This is a genomic window from Faecalibacterium sp. BIOML-A1, assembly GCF_009679715.1.
In the GTDB taxonomy this organism is placed as follows: domain Bacteria; phylum Bacillota; class Clostridia; order Oscillospirales; family Ruminococcaceae; genus Faecalibacterium; species Faecalibacterium taiwanense.
On the sequence record NZ_WKZJ01000005.1, the window covers coordinates 101,037 to 120,740 of the forward strand.

A 19,704-nucleotide genomic window follows, 5' to 3' on the forward strand; every position below is an offset into this window, starting at 1 on the left:
GGCAGGAATTTATTCTGCCGCCTTTTTGTTCGTGCGCACACGGATCACGCTGAGCACCACCAGCTCTACGGCAATGGCAACGGCCAGCAGGATCAGCGAGGTGAACAGGCTGCCGTTTGCGCCAAGGAAAGCCTGTGCAATGCCCGTGATCACATAGCACACTGCCGCGCAGGAAGCCGCCGTAATGGCGTAGGGCAGCTGGGTGGACACATGGTTCACATGGCTGCAGTGGGCACCGGCGGATGCCATAATGGTGGTGTCCGAGATGGGGGAGCAGTGGTCGCCGCAGACGGCACCGGACAGGCAGGCCGCAATGGAAATGACCAGCATCTCGCCCTCCGGGAAGGCATGGCACACGATGGGGATGAGGATGGAGAAGGTGCCCCAGCTCGTGCCGGTGGCAAAGGCAAGGAACACTGCCACAAGGAAGATGATGACCGGCAGCATGTACTGCAGCGCTGCAGCAGAGCCACTCAGCAGGTTGGCAACGTAATATTTTGCGCCCAGCAGGCCGGTCATGCCGGACAGGGTCCATGCGAGGGAGAGGATCAGCATGGGACTGACCATGGCCTTGAAGCCCTCGGGAATGCAGGCGGCAAAGTCCTGAAAGGTCATCACATTGCGCACGCGGTAGAACACAAAGGTGAACAGCAGGGCAATGCTGCTGCCCAGCACCAGACCTGCAGAAGCGTTGCAGTCCGCAAAGGCGGTGACGAAGTCCACGCCCTCAAAGAAGCCGCCGGTGTAGATCATGCCGAAGATGCAGGCCACGATCAGCACCAGCACCGGGGCGAGCAGGTCTGCAACATGGCCGCAGGTATCGGTGCCATCGTCCACATCGTTGCCGTAGGGACGGTCGGCGGTGGTAAACAGGTCGCCGTTTTTGGCGTTGTCCTCGTTGAGCTTCATAGAGCCAAAGTCCGTGCCGGTGAAGATGAGGAACAGGCTCATCACGATGGTGAGCAGGGCATAGTAGTTATAAGGAATGGTGCGCAGGAACATGGTAAAGCCGTTGATGCCGGAGCCTTCCGGCACGCTGGAAGTGACCGCAGCTGCCCAGCTGGACACCGGCGCAATGATGCACACGGGTGCTGCGGTGGCATCGATCAGGTAGGCCAGCTTTGCGCGGGACACCTTCTGCCGGTCGGTGACGGGGCGCATGACAGAGCCCACGGTCAGGCAGTTGAAGTAGTCGTCCACAAAGATCATCACGCCCAGCAGCAGGGTGGCAAACTGCGCACCGGCCCGGGAGTGGATGTGGGTGGAGGCCCAGCGGCCAAAGGCGGCAGAGCCGCCGGCCTTGTTCATCAGGGCCACAAGGATGCCCAGCATGACAAGGAACACCAAAATGCCCACGTTGCTGCTGTCCGAAAGCTTGGCCACCATGCCGCCGTCCTCATTGAAGAACAGGGTGTTGATGGCCAGCTCCAGATTGCCGTTGGCATACAGCAGTGCACCGGATGCGATGCCCACCAGCAGAGAGGTGTACACCTCCTTGGTGTTCAGCGCCAGCACAATAGCGATCACCGGCGGCAGCAGCGAAAAGATGGTGCTGTACACCGCACAGGTATAGGTGGACGGGTCCGCGATCTTGCCGGGCGTTGCCGCTGTGCACCACAGCAGCAGGGCAAACACCAGCAGAGCTGCGAACCATGAAAGGTTCTTGTTTTTCATAACGGATTCCTCTTTTTTCAAATTTCCGGGGATGCATACCCCTCTTTGCGCAGGAAAAACTATCCCCATCGAATGCAAGGGAGGTGTGCACCGCGCCGGACTATAAAGCGATGTATTTTGAGCTGTTCCGGGCCAGCGTGCAGGCCGCCCAGCTCTTGCAGGACGCGCAGAAGCGTGCCGAGCAGCACTTGCTGGAAGCTGACCCGCCGCCGATCCGATTGGAGCAAACAGAGCAGACGGATGAAGAATAGTTTTCTTCGGTCAGCGTCCTCGCCCCCTCAGTCACCTTCGGTGCCAGCTCTCCCAAGGGGAGAGCCTTTGGCAAAACCGGGAACTTTACCGTACTGCCAAAGCCTCCCTCATTGAGAAAGACTTCCCCCGGCCGGGGGAAGATGTCGTGTAAGCGACAAAAAGGGGAACGGTGGCATCGCGCAGCGATGACGGAAGGAGTTTTACCCCTTCTTTGCCTCCGCCTTGGCTGCGAACTTGGCGTTGTTGATGACAAAACGTTCGTGGGTGCCGCCGCCTACAGGGCCTTTTTCGTCGTGCAGGCTCACCTTGAAGGTGAGCTTGCGGCCTTCTACCGCCACCAGCTCGCTCTCGCAGGTAACGGTCATGCCCACAGGGGTGGGGGCAGTGTGCTCCAACTCAAGCTTTGTGCCCACCGAGCCGCTGCCCTCGTCCAGCGCATCGGCCACGCTCATCCAGCAGGTCTTTTCCGCCAGAGCCACAAGGGCCGGGGTGGCAAACACATCCAGCGTGCCGCTGCCCATGGTCTTTGCGGTGTTGGCTGCGGTGACGAGCACGCTCTGTTCCCCGCGGATACCGGTTTCCAATGTCATATACTTTCCTCTCCTTTTGCGCGCCGTATGGCGCATTTTATTTTTGAACACCTTTATAAGATACCACATTTTGCACCAGAACGCACCCTGTTTTACACTTTTTTGTAAATTTCTCTTTTTCTTTTTGCGCAAACGGGCTGCCAAGTCCTCTTTCTTTGGGAGAGGTGGCGCCGAAGGTGACGGAGAGGACGAGGACACTGACCATGCGGCGACCTCTTTTTTGTTTTTGCCTTCCCTCCAATCCGCATCCTTATTGCGATTCAAAAACGCAAATTTTCTGCGTTTTAAGGCAAATTTCATCAATTTAGAGCAGACGCCGAAAATCTTTAAAAAAGCCTTGACAAGGAGCATTCCGCGTGCTACTATGAACACATGAACAAGCGTTCATGTGAATCCACAGCGAAGGGAGATGTCAACATGGCGGAAATAAAGGAAGCAATGCCCGCGCCGCAGCCGGAATCCTTGGATATGCCGGACGACGAGGTGCTGTACGAGCTGGCCGACCTGTTCCGGGTGTTCGGCGACTCCACCCGCATCAAGATCCTGTATGCACTGCACGACAACGAGCTGTGCGTGCAGGACATTGCAAACGCCGTGCAGCTGAGCCAGTCGGCGGTGAGCCATCAGCTGCGGGTGCTCAAGGATTCCAAGCTCGTGCGGTTCCGGCGCGAGGGCAAAACCGTTTACTACGCACTGGACGATGACCATGTGCGCAGCATCCTCTCCATGGGGATGGATCATATCGAAGAATAACGAAAGGCTGGTATTACTTATGAAGAAGAGCTACAAGATCGAAGTGGACTGCGCAAACTGCGCTCAGAAGATGGAAGACGCTGCCAACACCGTTGCAGGCGTGGCAAATGCTACCGTCAGCTTTATGACCCAGAAGATGAAGGTGGAGTTCTCTGAAGGTGCAGACCCCCACGACACCATGGTGAACGTTCTGGCCGCCTGCAAAAAGGTGGAGGACGACTGCGAGATCTTTGACATCTGAGAACAGGGGAGCCAACCCTCTCAGTCATCGCTGCGCGGTGTCCGCTCTCCCGAGAGGGAGAGCTTTTATTATACGTTATCGTTCGCTGTATAAGACCTCCCCCTTTGAGGAAAGACTTCCCCCGTTCCGGGACAGATTCTCCCCGCGCCGGGGAGAAATGTCACCGCAGGTGACAAAGAGAGGAACAGATGTCGCGCAGCGACAAAAAGGGGAATGTGGATTTGCGAAGCAAAGACGGAGAGGTTTTCCTGCATTTCGGTGTTGAAAAATCAGACAGTTTTCAACAGTTTCCACTCAGTTTTCAACACCGTTTGCGAAAAAACCGTAAAATAAACGTGGAAAAGCGCTTTTACGCCTGAAAAACTGTGTGGAAAACACGGGTAAAACCGTGGAATATCCATTTTCATGGGGAAAAGTTGTTGAAATCCCCGCCCGCCGCAGCGTGATGCGGCCCATGGATCCCGCAAAAAGGAGCGTTTTGTATGAACAAAAAGCAGAAAAAGAACCTGCAGCGCATCATCATTGCGCTGATTTTGGTGCTCATCCTCAAGCTTTTGCCCCAGTTCCCCACGCCGGTGGAGCTGGTACTGTACTGCATCCCGTATCTCGTGGTCGGCTGGGACGTGCTGCGCAAGGCACTGCTTGGCATCAAGAACCGTCAGCCCTTTGACGAGTGCTTCCTGATGGCCGTTGCCACTGTGGGTGCATTTGCACTGGGCGACTACGTGGAGGGCTGTGCCGTTATCATCTTCTACCAGATCGGCGAGCTGTTCCAGAGCGTGGCCGTGGGCAAGAGCCGGCAGAGCATTTCCAGCCTGATGGACATCCGCCCGGACTACGCCAACATTGAGGGCGAGGACGGAAAACTGGAGCAGGTGGACCCGGACGATGTGGAGATCGGCACCGTGATCGTGGTCCAGCCCGGTGAGCGCGTGCCCATCGATGGCGTGATCGTGGAGGGCGCTTCTGCCCTGAACACCGCCGCCCTGACCGGCGAGAGCCTGCCCCGCGATGTGCAGACCGGCGATGAGGTCATCAGCGGCTGCGTGAACATGACCGGCCTGCTGAAGGTAAAGACCACCAAGGAATTCGGCGAATCCACCGTTTCCAAAATTCTCGATCTGGTGGAAAATTCCAGCATGAAGAAGGCCCGCGCCGAGAACTTCATCACCCGTTTTGCCCGCGTGTACACCCCCGCCGTGTGCTATGGCGCATTGGCTCTGGCCTTTATCCCGCCCATCGTGCTGCTGCTCATGGGCCAGCCCGCCCGCTTTGGTGACTGGGTCTACCGTGCCCTGACCTTCCTTGTTATCAGCTGCCCCTGCGCACTGGTCATCAGCATTCCCCTGAGCTTCTTCGGCGGCATCGGCGGTGCATCTGCCTGCGGCATTCTGGTCAAGGGTTCCACCTATCTGGAAGAGCTGGCCCGCACCGGCATCGTTGTGTTCGACAAGACCGGCACCCTGACCCAGGGCACCTTTAAAGTGACCGGCATCCACCCCGCAGAGGGCACCAGCGAGGAGCAGCTGGTGGAAGCTGCCGCGCTGGCCGAGAGCTGGTCCAAGCACCCCATCTCCCTCAGCATCAAGGCCGCTTACGGCAGGGAGATCGATCCGAACCGTGTCACCGATGTGCAGGAGCTTGGCGGCCACGGCGTGACCGCCAAGGTGGACGGCAGGACCGTTGCTGCCGGCAACGCCCGCCTGATGGAAAAGCTGGGCCTGAAGGCTCCCGCCGTCAGCGAGACCGGCACCATCGTGCATGTGGCCATCGAGGGCATGTACGCCGGTTATCTTCTGATCGCCGATGTGGTAAAGCCCCACAGTGCACAGGCCATCCGGGGCCTGAAGGATGCCGGTGTGCGCAAGACCGTGATGCTGACCGGCGATGCCGAGCCGGTTGCAAAGGCCGTTTCCGCAGAGCTTGGGCTGGATGAATACCATGCGGGCCTGCTGCCGGGCGACAAGGTAGACCAGATCGAAACGCTGCTCGCCGCAAAGCGGCCCAAAGAGAACCTTGCCTTTGTGGGCGACGGCATCAACGATGCCCCGGTGCTGTCCCGTGCCGATGTGGGCATTGCAATGGGCGCTCTTGGCTCTGACGCTGCCATTGAGGCCGCTGACGTGGTGCTGATGGACGACGACCCCGCCAAGATCGCACTGGCCATGCGCATTGCCCGCCGCACGTTACGCATCGTGTACCAGAACATCGTGTTTGCACTGGCCATCAAGTTTGCCTGCCTTGTGCTAGGCGCGATCGGCATGGCCAGCATGTGGACCGCCATCTTTGCCGATGTGGGCGTGATGGTGCTGGCTGTGCTCAACGCCACCCGTGCCCTGTACACCAAGGATCTGGCGAAAAAGAATGAACAGTAAAAAACAGTGCCGGACAGCCTGAAAACTGTCCGGCACTGTTTTTATATATGAGGTGCATACAGGCGTTCTATTTCATGCACAAGCTCCGGTTCTTTTTCGATATCAAATTTTCTGGCAAACATGCAGGGCGATGCTTTCAGCTGTTCCAGATCAGCGTATTTCCAGACCCACGGATTGCCTCTGTCCCAATCGATGGCACGGGCACTGGTATCACCCGGCCCCTGATAGATCTTATCCTGATACGGCGACTGCACGATCAGTGTCTGCACAAAGAACTCGTCCGAGCAAAAGGTCTTGTCCAGCACCTGCAGGATCCACTCTTCTTTTGTCAACAGATACCGTGCAAAGCCGTCAGTGCAGCTGAACCAGTTGCTGCCCTTTGTGAAGTGAACGTCCTGATTGCGCTTTATTTTCAGCAGCTTCTGGCCCGACAGCAGGATTCCATTGATCACGCCGAGCACCGGATGGCGGCGCAGATCGATATTCTGGAAAAAGTGCCGGTAATAAACGCGCTCATCGTTGAATGGGCTGAACGGGTGCGGGTCGAAATGGACAAATTCCACGTCCGGGTTTGCCTCAAAAAATGCACGGATATCTTCTTGTGTTTGAATGGGCAGATCCACACCGGAGATCAGGTGGTAATGCTGATACGGGCCATGGGCCACTGCTGTTTTCAATAGCACAAGCTCCGCTTTTACCTGACTGACACCGCCCCACACAACACTGTGCCGTTTTGCGTGAAACACTTTCGCATATTTCATGCGGCACTCCACCGTTTCCGGCTGGTAGTCCGTATTTTTGCTGTCCATGTGGATGAATATATCATTCCACGGTACATCCAGCATCCGCAACAGGGTCAGAAGCATCTCATCACATTTATGTGCTTCTATCAAGTACGCCTGTTTTTCTCTTGTTTCCATCGCTTTCTCCTCTTAATTCTGCGCCGCATTTTTATTTTATTATAACAGAACCCTCTTTAAAAACAATCCCATCACCCCTTTTTACAGCACAAAGCCGCCGTATTCCCTTGCAGAGGGAGAGCGGCGGCTTTGTTTGGGTATGGAGAAAAATGGAGGAGGTCTCAAAGTTTATCCGCGGAAAGCAGCGGTATATACCGCCACCACCTCGTCGCGGGTGGGGGTGATCTGGTTGGTGGACATGCAGGTGTCGTGCAGGGCAAGCTCTGCCAGCTCGGCAAAATCTGCAGGGTCCACCTTGTTCAGCTGCGCAAGGTTTGCGGGGATGCCCACGCCTGCACTGAGCTGACGGACAAACTGGATCACTGCCGGTGCGGCAGTGTCCGGGGTAAAGGTGCCCTGCAGGCCCATGGCAGCGGCAATGGTCATGAACCGCTCCCGGCACACCGGGCTGCGGCTGTTGAAGGCCAGCACGTAGGGCAGCAGCACCGCATTGCACACACCGTGGGGCAGGTTGTAGTGTCCGCCCAGCGCGTGTGCCATCGCATGCACCATGCCAAGGCCCGCGTTGGAGAAAGCCATGCCTGCCACATTTTCGGCGTAGGCCATCATGGTGCGGGCGGCTTCATCCTGACCGTTGGCAACGGCCCGGGGCAGGTTCTGCACGATCGCCTGTATGGCCCAGTAGGCATCCTTGTCCGTGAGCGGGTTGGCGTTTTTGGAAAGCGCCGCCTCGATGGCGTGGGTCAGCGCGTCCATGCCGGTGGCTGCGGTGAGCTTGGGCGGCATGGAGGACATGAAGTCGGTGTCGTTCACCGCAATGCTGACCATGCAGTTGGGGTCCACCATGGCCATTTTGCTGTGGCGGACAGGATCGGTGACGATGTAGAAGGAGGTGCACTCGCTGCCGGTACCGGCGGTGGTGTTCACCGCCACGATGGGCAGGCCGGGCTTGGAGGACTTGTTCTCGCCCTCGTACTGCTCCACGGTACCGCCGCAGGCCACCACGATGCTGGTTGCCTTAGCGGTATCGATGGCGCTGCCGCCGCCCAGAGCCACCAGCAGCTGCACCTGCAGGGTGCGGGCTGCAGCAATGCAGTCGTTCACCACCTGTACGGTGGGGTTGGGCTGCACATTGTAGTACACGGCGTACTCCACACCGGCATCGGACAGTACCTGACCAACCCGGGCAGCGGCACCGGAATCATAGAGAAAGCGGTCCGTCACCAGCAAAGCACGGCGGATGCCCATTTTCTGAAGCTCCGGTCCCAGAAGACGGATGGCACCCTTGCCAAAAAAGCTGGTCTTGACGGCGTTGATGCGTTCTGCCATGTGTTCACCCTCCGCTTACTGTGCCTGACCGCAGACGATCTGCACCGGGTCCCAAATGGAACAGGACGAGGAGGAATAGACGAAATCCACCTGACCCAGTGCTTCCACGGTCATGCCAGCGCGGATGGCAACGGCAATGGCGTTGATGCGGGCCGAAACATTCTTTTCTCCCCATGCCTGCGCACCCAGCACCTGACGGGTATTGGCCTCATACACCAGCTTGATGGTGATGCGGTGGGGGTTCGGGCAGATGCCCGGACGGTCGGTGCCGGTGGCCATTGCACTCTTGACCCGCAGACCGGCCTTGCGGGCCTCGGTCTCGGTCAGGCCGGTGCGGGCGATCTCCAGATCCGCCACCTTCAGGCTGCTGGTGCGCAGAGAGCCGTCGCGGCAGGCCGCGCAGTCGCCCACGGCATAGATATTGGGCACACTGGTGGCAAGGTCGGCACCAATGAGCACAGCGCCATTGGGTGCCAGCTGCGCCCCGGTACCGGCCAGCAGGCCGGTGTTGGGGGTAACGCCGATGGCTACCACGCAAAGGTCACAGGGGTAGGTGCCGCGGTTGGTCTGCACCTGCTCCACGAAGGTACGGCCCGGGAAGGAGCGCACCTGCTCACCCAGATTGAACTGCACGCCCTGCGCTTCCAGCTCCTTCTGGATCAGCTTGCTCACCTCAGGGTCAAACTGGGGCAAAAGCTGCTGCTCTTTTTCAATGATACGCACATTGCGGCCCAGCTTGAGGAAGGACTTTGCGATCTCCAAACCGGCCCAGCTGCCGCCCAGGATCACGATGTCCCGCACATAGGGGGTGCGGACGAACTCCTTGAGGAAGATCAGATCTTCCACGGTCTTGAGGGTCTGCACGCCCACGCGGTCACTGCCGGGCACCTGCGGCACACGGTTGGAAGAACCGGTGGCCAGCACCAGCTTGTCGTAGTGGTCTTCAAACACGCGTCCGGTGGCAAGATCACATACCGTCACCTTGCGGGCGGCTGCGTCGATGCCGCGCACCTCATGGCGCAGATGTGCGGTGATGCCCTGCGCGTTCAGCTCAGTTTCCTTGGCCTGAATGGCCTTGTTCAGGCTGTCCAGATCCTCGCACAGGTAATGGGGCAGGCCGCCGGTGCCGCAGGAGTAGAAGCCGCCTTTTTCGTAGACGGTGATCTGCGCTCCGCGCTGGGCGGCGGCAAGTCTGGCGGCGGCCGAAACCCCGGCGGCAATGCTGCCGATGATAATAATTTTCATTGTTTAAGCCTCACGATCCCGCCGGGAGGAAGCCCCTCTCTGCGGCAAAACTTGCAGGGTGTTACTTACTCAGGGTGGGAGGATTGTCCACGATGCCCACGATGAAAGCATCAATGGGCGACGGATGGTCCAGACCATGCTGGGTGGTCTCGTCGGTGGTGACCAGAACCATCTCGCCTACACCCGCGCCGATGTTGTCGCCCGCCACGATGGTATCCTTTTTGGAGCCGAACACCGGCTCCACCAGCAGGAACTTATAGCCTACAAGCTCCGGCATTTTGCGGGTGGCGACAACGGTCCCCTTGACGATCCCTAAAATCATAGCTTACTCCTCTTTGCCCAGCACGGTGACCAGCTGCCCCTGCTTGAGCAGGAAGGCATTGCCATCGTCCGTGTCGATGTGAAAATCCAGTGCACATTTGTCGTTTGCGCGGATCAGCACCCCGCCCATCACGCCCGGCTTGGGGCCGTCGATCTTTACCTGCACGCGGTCGCCGTCGGCAAGGCCGAAGGCCGCTGCCTGTGCGGGAGTCATGTGGATGTGGCGGTCAGCGATCATCACGCCCTCCGGCACAGTCAGGGTGCCATTGGGGCCGCGCAGGGTCACGCCCGGCGTACCCTTTGTATCCCCGCTGGAACGCACCGGCGCTTTGATGCCGATGTTGCGGCAGTCGGTCTGCGCCAGCTCGATCTGAGTGGCACTGCGCTCCGGGCCAAGGATGCGGACATGCTTCAGTTCGCCCTTGGGGCCGATGATGTCCAGACATTCCTCGCAGGCAAACTGGCCGGGCTGGCTCAGCGCCTTTTTGGGGGTGAGCTGGTAGCCATAGCCGAACAGCTTGTCCACATCATCGCGGGTAAGGTGGATGTGCCGCACCGAGATGCCTACCGGCACCTGACGGCTGCGCTTTTGCAGCTCTGCCTGCACGGCCTGCGTGATCAGGAGCAGCAGCTGTTCCTGACTGATGTCATGGTAAACCAAGGCACAGCGCTCCTTTCTTATGCAGCGTCAGCGCAGTTCTCAGCGCAGCTCAGGCATGCACTCGGACACGCTTGCGTGTGGGCGGGGAATGACCAGTGCGCTGACCACTTCGCCAATGCGGGAAGCAGCGGTCTGGCCTGCCTCAACAGCAGCCTTCACAGCGCCAACGTCGCCCTGCACGAACACGGTAACAAGGCCTGCGCCGATCTTCTCCTGACCCACCAGAGAGACATCTGCGCTCTTCAGCATGGCATCGGCTGCCTCGATGGAAGCGGTCAGGCCGTTGGTCTCGATCATGCCCAGAGCGGCATCCAGCGGCACCTGCTCGCCTGCGGGCAGGCCGGACTTGCCGGTCGCGGGGCCCTTGGCGGGCATGATGCGGGCCAGATCTGCGTGGGGGCGTGCAATGACGTTGACGCAGAACAGCTCACCCACGCGGGAAGCAGCCTCTTCGCCAGCCTCGGTAGCAGCCTTGACAGCGCCCACCTCGCCGGTAACGATCACGGTGGTCAGACCGGCACCGATGGTGTCGGAACCAATGAACTCAACGTCAGCAGCCTTCAGCATTGCATCGGTAGCGTCGATGTTGCCAACCAGACCCTTCGTCTCGATAAAACCCAGAGCTTTCATAAGTTGTTCCTCCTGTCAGAACACTGAAAAAATTGTATGTGATGGTTTCGTCCTTCAAAAACTCAGATGATGCGCAGCCCGCCCTCGGCCAGCATGCAGCGGCGGCGGCGGCAGAAACTCTTTGCGCAGGTGATGCCCTCGCCGGTGGGGCCGGCAATGGTCATGGTGCAGTGGCCCTCGCCGCCAATGCCAACACCGGCCTTGGTGGCGCTGTTCTTTACGTAGATAGTGGTCTCAATGACCCGGGCAAAGCGGGTCATGTGGTCCACATCCTTGGAGAAGATGGAAGCGGTGTGGCGGTTGCCGTGCTCAGCGACCACGGCATCTTCCACCGCCTGTTCAAAGCTCTGGCAGCGCACGATGGGCAGCACCGGCATCATCTGCTCCACCAGCACGAACGGATGGTCGGCAGGCACCTCGCAGATGGCAAGGCGGCAAGTATCCGGCACATGCACGCCGATGGTCTCCAGAATGCGGGCGGCATCCTTGCCCACCCACTTTTTGTTCACCTCGTGGCCGCCGCCCTTCTTGGGCTGCAGCACGATGTTCACCAGCTGTTCGGTCTGGGCCTTGTTCAGCAGGTAGGCACCCTGCTTCTGCAGCTCGTGCAGCAGGCCGTCGTAGGCGGTGTTCACGGCGAACACTTCCTTCTCTGCAAAGCAGAGGATGTTGTTATCGAACGAAGCGCCTTCGTAGATCTTGCGGCCTGCCAGCTCGATGTCTGCGGTCTCGTCCACGATGACGGGCGGGTTGCCTGCACCGGCACCGATGCACTTTTTGCCGCTGCGCAGCAGGGCGTTCACCATGCCCATGCCACCGGTGCCTGCCATCAGGCGGATCTTGGGGTTTGCGGCCATCTTGTCCACATTCTCCATGGTCGGCTCACGGGTCATGGTAATGAGGTTTGCAGGGCCGCCCGCCTCGATGATGGCGGTATTCAGCGCCTGCAGGCAGTCGGCAGACACCCGCTTTGCGCGGGGGTGCACGTTGAACACCACGGTGTTGCCGCCTGCGATCATGCTGATGGTGTTGTTGATGATGGTCTCGGTAGGGTTGGTGGTGGGGGTGATGGAGCAGATCACACCAAAGGGTGCGTACTCTTCCAGCATCAGGCCCGCGTCACCGCTCTTGGCTTCGGTGGTCAGGCATTCGGGGCCGGGGGTCTTGTTGATGACGGCCAGATGTTTTTCCACCTTGTCCTCATAGCGGCCCATGCCGGTCTCTTCCACGATCTTGTGGCACCACTCCTCCACATGTGCGCGGGCACAGCGGCGGATGGCTTCAATGATGCGCTGGCGGTCCTCGATCTTGTAGTTGGCCGCCCAGTCGCGCTGGGCTTTCCATGCAGCCTCCACTGCGTCGTCTACGTTCTCGAACACGCCGCGGTCGCCTGCTGCACCGCCGGGTGCAGCGATATAGGCTGCAGGGGCGGCGCTTGTCTGTGCACCGCCCATACCGGCAAGCACCTGCTTGACGATCGCTTCAATTTCCTGCGAACTGATATCCATGGTTTTCGTTCCTTTCCGTAAAGGTCATATCCGTTGGATCAAACGAAACTTTTTGTTATTGAAAGCTCTTCAGCGTCCGGCGGATGACCTCGGCCATTGCGGCATCGCGGGCATTTGCGGACTTCGGTGCGGCCGGGGCCGCTTCCATTGCAGGGACTGCCGCAGGCTGTGCGGCGGGCACCGGGGCAGGGGCAGGAGCCGCCTGCTGTTTGGGCAGGGTGGGCAGCGCCATGCCCGGCTGGATCAGCCCGGTAACGCCCGGCAGGCTCACCGGCTGGGCAGGCTGTGCGGAGGGTACTGCCATTGCCACAGGCTGTGCAGCGGGCTGAGCCATGGGCTGCACGGCAGGTGCGCCGCACTTGCTGCAGCCGGTGCAGTGACCGCCGCAGCTGCCGCATTTGGAGCAGCCTGCGCAGCCCAGCTTTGCGGTGACGGCTGCGTAGTAATCCAGTGCTTCCACCAGATGGGCCGCATCTGCCGGGGTCTTGCCCCAGGTCAGGCAGCCGTCATTTTCCAGCAGGACAGCCTTATCGGTGCGGCACAACAGGCTGACAGCCTGTGCCTGCGCGTCCACGTTCTGGGCGGGCAGCAGCTGCACCCGTCCCAGCGCCCGCACTGCGGGGCTGAACGCTGCAGGCTGCACGGTCTGGCCCTGCATCCCCATCACAGCCGCGCAGGCCGGATAGGTGTGCATCACGCACTGGGCGTTCTCGTTTTCCTGATAGATTTTCAGATGGATGGGCAGGTCTTCGGGCAGGGGCTTGGGCTTTGCGCTGAGCATCGCCTTGCCATTCATATCCACGCGCACCAGCATATCCTGCGTGAGCGCGGCCTTGTCGGCACCGGCAACGGTCACCCACACGGCCTGCGGGCCGACGCGGACGCTCATGCTGCCATCACCGGCCACCAGCCAGCCCTTGGCTTCCAGCCGACGGGCCATTTCCATGATGGCTTTTTTTGCCTCAAAGTCTGAGAGGTAAGTAACGCCTTGAATCACCATACGTTTCTTTCCTCCTTTTTAACGGCGCAGCGGCGGGATCTTGAGCATGGCGCGCACCTCGTCGGGAGTCATGGGCATCATGCCCTTGGACTTTACGATGTCCGACACCTTTGCGATCAGCGCTGCGTTGTTGTCCACATGGACACCCGGCGCGATCATGTCCGAATCCTCAAAGCCGATGCGCACGGTGGAAGCGCCCATATCCAGCGCAGTCTTGACCATTTCCCAGTCCTCGCGGTGGGCCTGCGTGTAGCCCCACAGGTAGTCGCCGTTGGGAAAGTTCTCTTCCAGCGCCTGGATCATGTGGCGCAGGGCCGGCACCGTGGCAGGCATCTCGCCGCCATGGCCGAACACCAGTGCAAACAGGATGGGTTTTACAAAGTGGAACTTGTCGTTCAGTTCCCGCACGGTGTTGATCATGCCCAGCTCAAAGACCTCGGTCTCCGGGATCTTCTTGTTGTCCATGATGGTCTTGACGCAGTACTCCACATCCTTGATGGGGTTCTGGTACACCGAGGTACCCAGATTCACCGAGCCGACATTCAGGCTGTTGGCTTCCACCCAGGAGGGGTAGCAGGGCTGCACGCGCTCCTCAATGGTCAGGTTGGACACGCCGCCGGTGGAGATCTCCACCACGATGTCGCACATCTCGCGGATGTAGGCCACCGTTTCTTCCAGCAGGCTCAGATCCGGGGTGAGGTTGCCGTTCAGGTCGCGGCAGTGCAGGTGCACCATGGACGCGCCGTTTTTGTAGCACTCATACACATCCCGGGCAATGGCCCGCGGATTGATGAGAATGTCTGTGGCCGCAACGGGGGCCACGGAGATCATGATTTTTTTCATTGGATGAACACTCCTTGCATGTCGCATTGGAGAAGCTTAACAAAGGATGCTAACGTCATTTTAGCGCAAACATCCCATCTTGTAAGCTCACGGTCCCCCGCCCGCCTTTTACGGCAGGCAGGAGGCCTGTATGCTTACTTCTTCCAGAAGATGTAGTGATCCTGCACTGTAGCGGCGATCTCGTCCACCTGCCTGCGCTCGATCACACTGAGCAGCTGGCGGTGCAGCTCTACGAACCGCTCGATCTCCTCTTCGCCCTTGGCCAGCACCTTGCGGGTGGTCTCCAGACGGCTGGGCATCGTCAGCCGGGTGATATACTCGGTGATGGTGGCCAGCATGGGGTTCTGGGCCGCATTGGCGATCTGGGTGTGGAACCGGCTATCCAGCTCCAGCACCTTGTCCACCGAAGGCTCCGGCGAGTGCATTTCGGCAGAAAGCTCGCCGAAGGTGTGGTACAGGTCCGGCAGAAAGGATGTGATATCATTGCGCTGAATGATAATATTCAGCGTACCGATATCGATGACGGAGCGCAGTTCCACAAATTCCTGCCAGCTGTTCTTCTGCAGGATGATGCTGTACAGCATCGGGTCCAGCATTTTCTGGTTGTAGTTTTCGCTCACAAAGGTGCCGTCGGCACGCTTGATGTACAGGATGCCGTAGGCCTGCAGCTTTTTCACAGCTTCCCGCACCGAGTTGCGGCCCGCGCCGAACTGCTTGCACAGTTCCATTTCGGTAGGCAGTTTGTCGCCCGGATGCAGGGTGCCATCGATGATCTGGGAGATGATCCCGTCCATGACCTGATCGACTACAGACTTTACCGCATTCTTCTGTTTTTCAGGATGTTCCATTGACATGGTTCCGCCTCCAAATCCGGTTTGGTGGATATTCGGGGTCATTCAGCGCGGAACGTTCCGGGGCAGAAAGCCTCCAAACATCACATGTTAAATCTTTGCCACTATTTTACCATATCGGAGGGGCGGACGCAACGGTTACGCCATCAAATAGGTAGGCAGCAGGATCAGCTGAGGGAAGGCGACCATCAGGGCAATGCAGACGAAGGTGGCCGCAATAAACGGCACCAATGTGGGGAACACTTCACCAACAGTCGTATCCATCAGGTCGCAGGCAACGTAGATACACATGCCCACCGGGGGAGTGACCAGACCAATGCCGATGACCACGGTGATCAGAACGCTGAGCACGATGGGGTCGATGCCCACGCCCAGAGCAATGGGATACAGGATGGGCATGAACAGGGTCAGCGTTGCAATGGACTCCATGAACATGGTGACGATGAAGAAGATCAGCAGGATCATGATGAGGATGACGGTGGGGTTGGTGGAGAAGCCCAGCATGGTCTTGGCCACCCACTTGTCAAAGCCTGCGGTAGTCAGCATAACAGTGTACAGCTTTGCTGCGCCGATGACGATGAAGATACGGCCGCTGGTGCGGACGGTCTCTGCAAAGGCAAACTTGATGTCTTCCCACTTGAGTTCGCGGTAGATGATGCCGCCGGCAAACAGACCGTAGACAACAGCGATCACGCCTGCCTCGGTGGGGCTGACGATACCCATGGTAATGGTGCCCACGATGATGATAGGCATGAGCAGGGCGGGCCAGCTCTCCCACAGGCCGTGCAGCACAGGGCCGATGGTGAAGTGACCGGGCTCCTTGGGCACGCCTTCTTTCTTAGCGAGGAAGTAGCTGACGATCATCTGTGCCAGACCGCACAGGATGCCGGGGATGATGCCGCCGAGGAACAGCTTACCGGTGGAGATGCCGCAGATACCGGCAATGACCACCATGGGGATGGACGGAGGAATGATGATGCCGATGGTGGAGGAAATGGCGGTAACGGCAACGGTAAAGTTCTTGGAGTAGCCCTTGCGGATCATTTCCGGCATGAACATGCCGGAAACACCAGCGGTATCGGCAACAGCGGAACCGGAGATGCCCGCAAAGATCATGCTGGAAAGCACGTTCACGTGAGCCAGACCGCCGTAGATGTGGCCGACGATGGAGTAGCAGAAATCCATCAGGCGCTTGGAAATACCGCCCTTGGACATGGTGAAGCCGGCAAAGGTATACAGAGGGATGGCCAGCAGTGCAAAGCTGTTCATGCCCTCAAACATGCGCTGGGCAATGGTGACGGTGCTGCCGCCGCCCAGGAACAGGATGCCGCCCATGGCGGACAGGCCCAGACTCATGGCGATGGGCACACCAAGGAACAGCAGAACGAAGAATGAGATCAGCAGCCATGCGATCATTTGGATTCGCCTCCTTCAGGTTTCGTGGTAAGCTCAACCACCAGATTGAGAACGGCGGACAGGATGCACAGCACACCGGCAATGGGGAAGATGGTGTACACCTGACCCATGGTGAACTGCGGCATGGTGGAAACGGCCTGCTTTGCGCGGGTGCACAGCTGGTAGCCGCCGTAGGTGACCATGACGTAGAACAGGATGATGAACACATCACGGATGATGACAACGATCTTTTTGCCCAGCGGAGTCTTACCGAGGATGGAATCCACCACCTCCACGCGGAGGTTGGTGCCCATGGCGTTGATGCCAATGCAGGCAATGAGCATGGACCAGACGTTCAGATACTGGCTGCTCTCCATGTACCACTTGAAGCCGCCGATGCCGGGGATCAGGCGCAGCACAACGTTTGCGAACAGAATTACCATCATAGCCGCGCACAGAATGGCGGAAATGAGGGTGGTGATCTTGTCCAGAGTGGTTTGCAGTTTTTTCACAGTACAAACTCCTTTCCAAGTGCGATTCAGATAAAATGCAAAGGGACGAAGGGCACGCCCCTCGTCCCTTTGCTTCGGTTTTATTTCAAGGTTTTCTGGTCAGTGATCTCAGCGGGCTTCTTTCCATGCCTTCAGCTGATCCAGCAGGTCGCCGTAGGTATCAGCGTTGTCGGTCAGGACCTTTTCGGTCGCAGCTGCAAACGGAGCCAGTTCCGGGCTGTTGATCTTCATGCCCTTCTCTTCCAGAGCGGAGACCAAATCGTTGGTCTGCTGCTCGTTCAGCTCACGGTCGTAATCGGCAGATGCCTTTGCAGCGTCGGAAACGATCTGCTGCTGGTCAGCGCTCAGCTTGTTCCAGCTGCTCTCGGCAATGGTAAAGCACATGCCGGAGTAGATGTGGTTGGTGATGCTCAGGTACTCCTGAACCTCGAACAGGTTGTTGTTGTAGATAACGGGGATGGGGTTCTCCTGTGCATCGTAGGTCTTCTGCTGCAGGGCCTGATACAGCTCAGAGAAGCTCAGCGGCTGGGGGTTGGCACCCAGAGCGGTCATGGTAGCCATGATGACGGGGTTCTCGGGGGTGCGGATCAGCAGACCGTTCATGTCGGCAGGGCTGTTGATGGGGCCCTTGGAGTTGGTCACGCAGCGGAAGCCGTTGCAGTAGTGGGCCAGCACACGCATATTCTGGCTCAGCAGGCCTTCCTCAGCGGCAGCCTCGATGTCGCTGTCCATGAATGCCCATGCATCGTCGAAGGTCTCGAACTGGAACGGCAGTGCGGAAATGCCCATCTTTGCATCGTAGGTGGAAAAGTTGGAAGCGTCGGTGATGATGATATCCACCGTGCCGGAATCCAGAGCGATAGAGTTGATCAGGTCAGCATCGCCGCCCAGCTGGCCGGAGGGGTACAGCTGAACTTCCACAGCGCCGCCGGTCTTTTCGGCAACTTCTTCTGCAAACTGCTTTGCGCCCTTTGCACGGGGGTCTTCTTCGTTGGTGGAGAAGCCCAGCTTCAGGGTGACAGCCGAGCCGGAAGCGGCAGCGGAAGAACCGGTGGAAGCTGCAGTAGAGGCAGTGGAAGCAGCAGTGCTGGTGCCGGAGCCGCCGCAGGCAGCCAGACCCAGAGCAGCAGCGGAAATGCCAGCCACCTTCAGGAAGTCACGACGGGAAATCATCTTTTTCATAAGAATTCTCCTTCAAAAAATATCTTCTCCTGAGCCGGTCTCGTGCTCCGGCTCTTGTTCCTTTTTTAAATGGTGCCTTTCTTTTCCAGCGCCTTTTTCAGCTCGGCTGCACCAAAGCGGGGGCTGCTGAGGACCACCTTGCCAAACTTATCGGCGATATACTGTTCGCAGTAGGCCATGCTGCCCTGTGCAAACACGATCACATCTACCTTGTCGGCAATGGTACCGGCCATCTCGGTCATGCGGGCCTTGAACTGGTCCTGATCCAGACCGAATGCACCGTCCACCAGACAGTCCACCAGCTCCACGTGTCTGTTGCACTCGCGGGCCATGCGCAGGATGGTGCCCTTGGTGGGTTCCAGCGTGGTGGGCAGGGTAGCCATCACGCCGATGCGCTGGCCCTTGCGGACAGCCTCGCGGCACATCTCCTCGTCCACGCGGACGATAGGCACACCAATGTACTTTGCCACGTCCTGTGCGCTGTCGGCAACTTCGCCCACGCTGCTGCACAGGTTCAGCATGGCATCCACGCCTTCCTCAGCGGCTTTCATGTACATGCCGATCAGGCGTGCTGCCGGTGCAGTGGTCACATAGCCTGCCGCGCGGACATCTGCCAGAATGCTGGGGTCCTGCAGGCTGTACAGCTCCACATCATCGCCCAGCTGCTTTTTGACCTCCTGCTCCACCAGTTCGATCAGTTCCGGGGTGGTGCTGGTATAGATCAGACCTACCTTCATAACGGAAAAGCCTCCTTTTGTTTTTCGTGTTCTCGTGCCGGACAAGCCCGCAGCAAAGGCTCTTTGCTACATCCTACCTTTAGTTCAATCTCAACAGCTTGTCCGTCTTTACATCCTACCATTAGATTACTCTTCGGTCCGCAAAAAGTAAATTGGCGAATAGCCGATATTTCGGGCCGGTTTTGGTCGTTCTGCACAAATGTGGGATGCAAGTGGTGAAAAATCCACTTCTTTCTGGACATCATCCCATCTTGCGGCGTATAATACCCTTAAAGAAAAAGACAGGGAAGGAGCCACCGGAACATGAATCCGTTTCAAAGTGATAACATCTGGAAAAAGAAGGCCCGGCAGGGCAAGGCGCAGCAGCATCCGCTCACGCCGCAGCAGGAGTGGCAAAAGCAGGTGAACAGCAGCAGCCTGTGGCTGGGCGGCGGCGTGGTGCTGCTGGCACTGTATCTGGCCGCTGTCCGCGCCGGCACCGTGGCGCTGGACGCAAGCGCCGTCGTGCTGATCGTGGTGGTGGGCTGCTTCTGCGTATACACTGCCGCATCCCTCGGCAGGCTGATGAAGAACAAGCCGGAGGAAAAGGCAGCAAAGAAGAAAAAGAAAGCAAAAAAAGATTGATAACGCGTACAGAAAGCCAGAAAATCTGCGGATTTTCCGGCTTTTGTTTTTCGGCTTCCCG

23 protein-coding genes and 1 pseudogene are annotated in these 19,704 nt (G+C 58.6%); 6 read left to right on the plus strand and 18 right to left on the minus strand.

Annotated features, from left to right (window positions below; translation table 11 throughout):
• Positions 1 to 9: 9 nt before the first annotated feature.
• A complete protein-coding gene (locus GKG36_RS07925; RefSeq protein ID WP_154260099.1) occupies positions 10 to 1,674 on the minus strand; it encodes a Na+/H+ antiporter NhaC family protein in 1,665 nt (554 codons plus the stop codon).
• A gap of 110 nt (positions 1,675 to 1,784) precedes the next feature.
• Here GKG36_RS07925 and GKG36_RS14585 point away from each other — a divergent pair, with 110 nt between their 5' ends.
• Entirely contained in the window at positions 1,785 to 1,925 is a 141-nt protein-coding gene (locus GKG36_RS14585) for a hypothetical protein (RefSeq protein WP_005943803.1), read from the plus strand.
• Positions 1,926 to 2,126: 201 nt separating this feature from the next.
• Here GKG36_RS14585 and GKG36_RS07930 read toward each other — a convergent pair whose 3' ends face one another.
• Together GKG36_RS07930 and GKG36_RS07935 are read right to left on the minus strand one after the other, a co-directional pair.
• A complete protein-coding gene (locus GKG36_RS07930; RefSeq protein ID WP_154260100.1) occupies positions 2,127 to 2,516 on the minus strand; it encodes a hotdog domain-containing protein in 390 nt (129 codons plus the stop codon).
• Between the two features lie 37 nt (positions 2,517 to 2,553).
• Positions 2,554 to 2,721 carry a hypothetical protein gene (locus GKG36_RS07935; protein ID WP_154260102.1) on the minus strand — a complete coding sequence of 56 codons (168 nt, stop codon included), beginning with the start codon at positions 2,719 to 2,721 and terminating at the stop codon, positions 2,554 to 2,556.
• A gap of 212 nt (positions 2,722 to 2,933) precedes the next feature.
• Between GKG36_RS07935 and GKG36_RS07940 the strand changes: the two genes are divergently transcribed.
• The 4 genes from GKG36_RS07940 to GKG36_RS07955 all read left to right on the plus strand — a co-directional run bounded on the left by GKG36_RS07940 (position 2,934) and on the right by GKG36_RS07955 (position 5,885).
• Positions 2,934 to 3,269: a metalloregulator ArsR/SmtB family transcription factor gene (locus tag GKG36_RS07940; RefSeq protein ID WP_154260104.1), complete on the plus strand. Its 336-nt coding sequence runs from the start codon at positions 2,934 to 2,936 to the stop codon at positions 3,267 to 3,269.
• Between the two features lie 19 nt (positions 3,270 to 3,288).
• Positions 3,289 to 3,510 (plus strand): cation transporter, encoded by a 222-nt coding sequence (locus GKG36_RS07945; protein WP_005940491.1) that lies wholly within the window; start codon positions 3,289 to 3,291, stop codon positions 3,508 to 3,510.
• Positions 3,511 to 3,698: 188 nt separating this feature from the next.
• The gene (locus GKG36_RS07950) at positions 3,699 to 3,869 is read left to right on the plus strand and encodes a hypothetical protein (RefSeq protein WP_154260106.1); all 171 of its coding nucleotides are present in this window, start codon (positions 3,699 to 3,701) and stop codon (positions 3,867 to 3,869) included.
• Positions 3,870 to 3,992: 123 nt separating this feature from the next.
• Positions 3,993 to 5,885, plus strand: a complete 1,893-nt coding sequence (locus tag GKG36_RS07955; protein WP_005939607.1) for a heavy metal translocating P-type ATPase — start codon at positions 3,993 to 3,995, stop codon at positions 5,883 to 5,885.
• Between the two features lie 41 nt (positions 5,886 to 5,926).
• On the opposite strand, the gene GKG36_RS07960 is transcribed toward GKG36_RS07955, so the two are convergent.
• The 15 genes and pseudogenes from GKG36_RS07960 to GKG36_RS08025 all read right to left on the minus strand — a co-directional run bounded on the left by GKG36_RS07960 (position 5,927) and on the right by GKG36_RS08025 (position 19,019).
• Positions 5,927 to 6,805 (minus strand): beta-1,6-N-acetylglucosaminyltransferase, encoded by an 879-nt coding sequence (locus GKG36_RS07960; RefSeq protein WP_154260107.1) that lies wholly within the window; start codon positions 6,803 to 6,805, stop codon positions 5,927 to 5,929.
• A gap of 168 nt (positions 6,806 to 6,973) precedes the next feature.
• Positions 6,974 to 8,134: an iron-containing alcohol dehydrogenase gene (locus GKG36_RS07965; protein ID WP_154260109.1), complete on the minus strand. Its 1,161-nt coding sequence runs from the start codon at positions 8,132 to 8,134 to the stop codon at positions 6,974 to 6,976.
• Positions 8,135 to 8,149: 15 nt separating this feature from the next.
• A complete protein-coding gene (locus tag GKG36_RS07970; protein ID WP_005939599.1) occupies positions 8,150 to 9,379 on the minus strand; it encodes an FAD-dependent oxidoreductase in 1,230 nt (409 codons plus the stop codon).
• 61 nt (positions 9,380 to 9,440) lie between these two features.
• On the minus strand, positions 9,441 to 9,701 hold the full coding sequence (locus GKG36_RS07975) for a EutN/CcmL family microcompartment protein (RefSeq protein ID WP_005939597.1): 261 nt from the start codon (positions 9,699 to 9,701) through the stop codon (positions 9,441 to 9,443).
• Between the two features lie 3 nt (positions 9,702 to 9,704).
• Entirely contained in the window at positions 9,705 to 10,361 is a 657-nt protein-coding gene (locus GKG36_RS07980) for a phosphate propanoyltransferase (RefSeq protein ID WP_005939594.1), read from the minus strand.
• A 39-nt stretch (positions 10,362 to 10,400) separates the two neighbouring features.
• Positions 10,401 to 10,736, minus strand: a complete 336-nt coding sequence (locus GKG36_RS14690; protein WP_199663710.1) for a BMC domain-containing protein — start codon at positions 10,734 to 10,736, stop codon at positions 10,401 to 10,403.
• Positions 10,728 to 10,991 (minus strand): annotated as a pseudogene (locus GKG36_RS14695) (BMC domain-containing protein); the annotation flags it as partial. The pseudogene GKG36_RS14695 and the gene GKG36_RS14690, both read right to left, overlap by 9 nt.
• Before the next feature lie 62 nt (positions 10,992 to 11,053).
• Positions 11,054 to 12,499, minus strand: a complete 1,446-nt coding sequence (locus GKG36_RS07990; RefSeq protein ID WP_154260110.1) for an aldehyde dehydrogenase family protein — start codon at positions 12,497 to 12,499, stop codon at positions 11,054 to 11,056.
• 55 nt (positions 12,500 to 12,554) lie between these two features.
• Positions 12,555 to 13,499, minus strand: coding sequence for a class II aldolase/adducin family protein (locus GKG36_RS07995; protein WP_154260112.1), 945 nt, complete (start codon positions 13,497 to 13,499; stop codon positions 12,555 to 12,557).
• 18 nt (positions 13,500 to 13,517) lie between these two features.
• Positions 13,518 to 14,342, minus strand: a complete 825-nt coding sequence (locus GKG36_RS08000) for a 3-keto-5-aminohexanoate cleavage protein (protein WP_097774529.1) — start codon at positions 14,340 to 14,342, stop codon at positions 13,518 to 13,520.
• 134 nt (positions 14,343 to 14,476) lie between these two features.
• Positions 14,477 to 15,196, minus strand: a complete 720-nt coding sequence (locus GKG36_RS08005) for a GntR family transcriptional regulator (RefSeq protein ID WP_173012925.1) — start codon at positions 15,194 to 15,196, stop codon at positions 14,477 to 14,479.
• A gap of 135 nt (positions 15,197 to 15,331) precedes the next feature.
• The gene (locus GKG36_RS08010) at positions 15,332 to 16,609 is read right to left on the minus strand and encodes a TRAP transporter large permease (protein ID WP_154260116.1); all 1,278 of its coding nucleotides are present in this window, start codon (positions 16,607 to 16,609) and stop codon (positions 15,332 to 15,334) included.
• Positions 16,606 to 17,100 carry a TRAP transporter small permease subunit gene (locus GKG36_RS08015; protein ID WP_120080468.1) on the minus strand — a complete coding sequence of 165 codons (495 nt, stop codon included), beginning with the start codon at positions 17,098 to 17,100 and terminating at the stop codon, positions 16,606 to 16,608. The genes GKG36_RS08010 and GKG36_RS08015 overlap by 4 nt, the downstream gene beginning before the upstream one ends.
• A 108-nt stretch (positions 17,101 to 17,208) precedes the next feature.
• Entirely contained in the window at positions 17,209 to 18,282 is a 1,074-nt protein-coding gene (locus GKG36_RS08020; RefSeq protein WP_120080470.1) for a TRAP transporter substrate-binding protein, read from the minus strand.
• A 65-nt stretch (positions 18,283 to 18,347) separates the two neighbouring features.
• Positions 18,348 to 19,019, minus strand: a complete 672-nt coding sequence (locus GKG36_RS08025; RefSeq protein WP_097774524.1) for an aspartate/glutamate racemase family protein — start codon at positions 19,017 to 19,019, stop codon at positions 18,348 to 18,350.
• Between the two features lie 303 nt (positions 19,020 to 19,322).
• Between GKG36_RS08025 and GKG36_RS08030 the strand changes: the two genes are divergently transcribed.
• Positions 19,323 to 19,643 (plus strand): hypothetical protein, encoded by a 321-nt coding sequence (locus GKG36_RS08030; protein ID WP_154260117.1) that lies wholly within the window; start codon positions 19,323 to 19,325, stop codon positions 19,641 to 19,643.
• Positions 19,644 to 19,704: the final 61 nt, after the last annotated feature.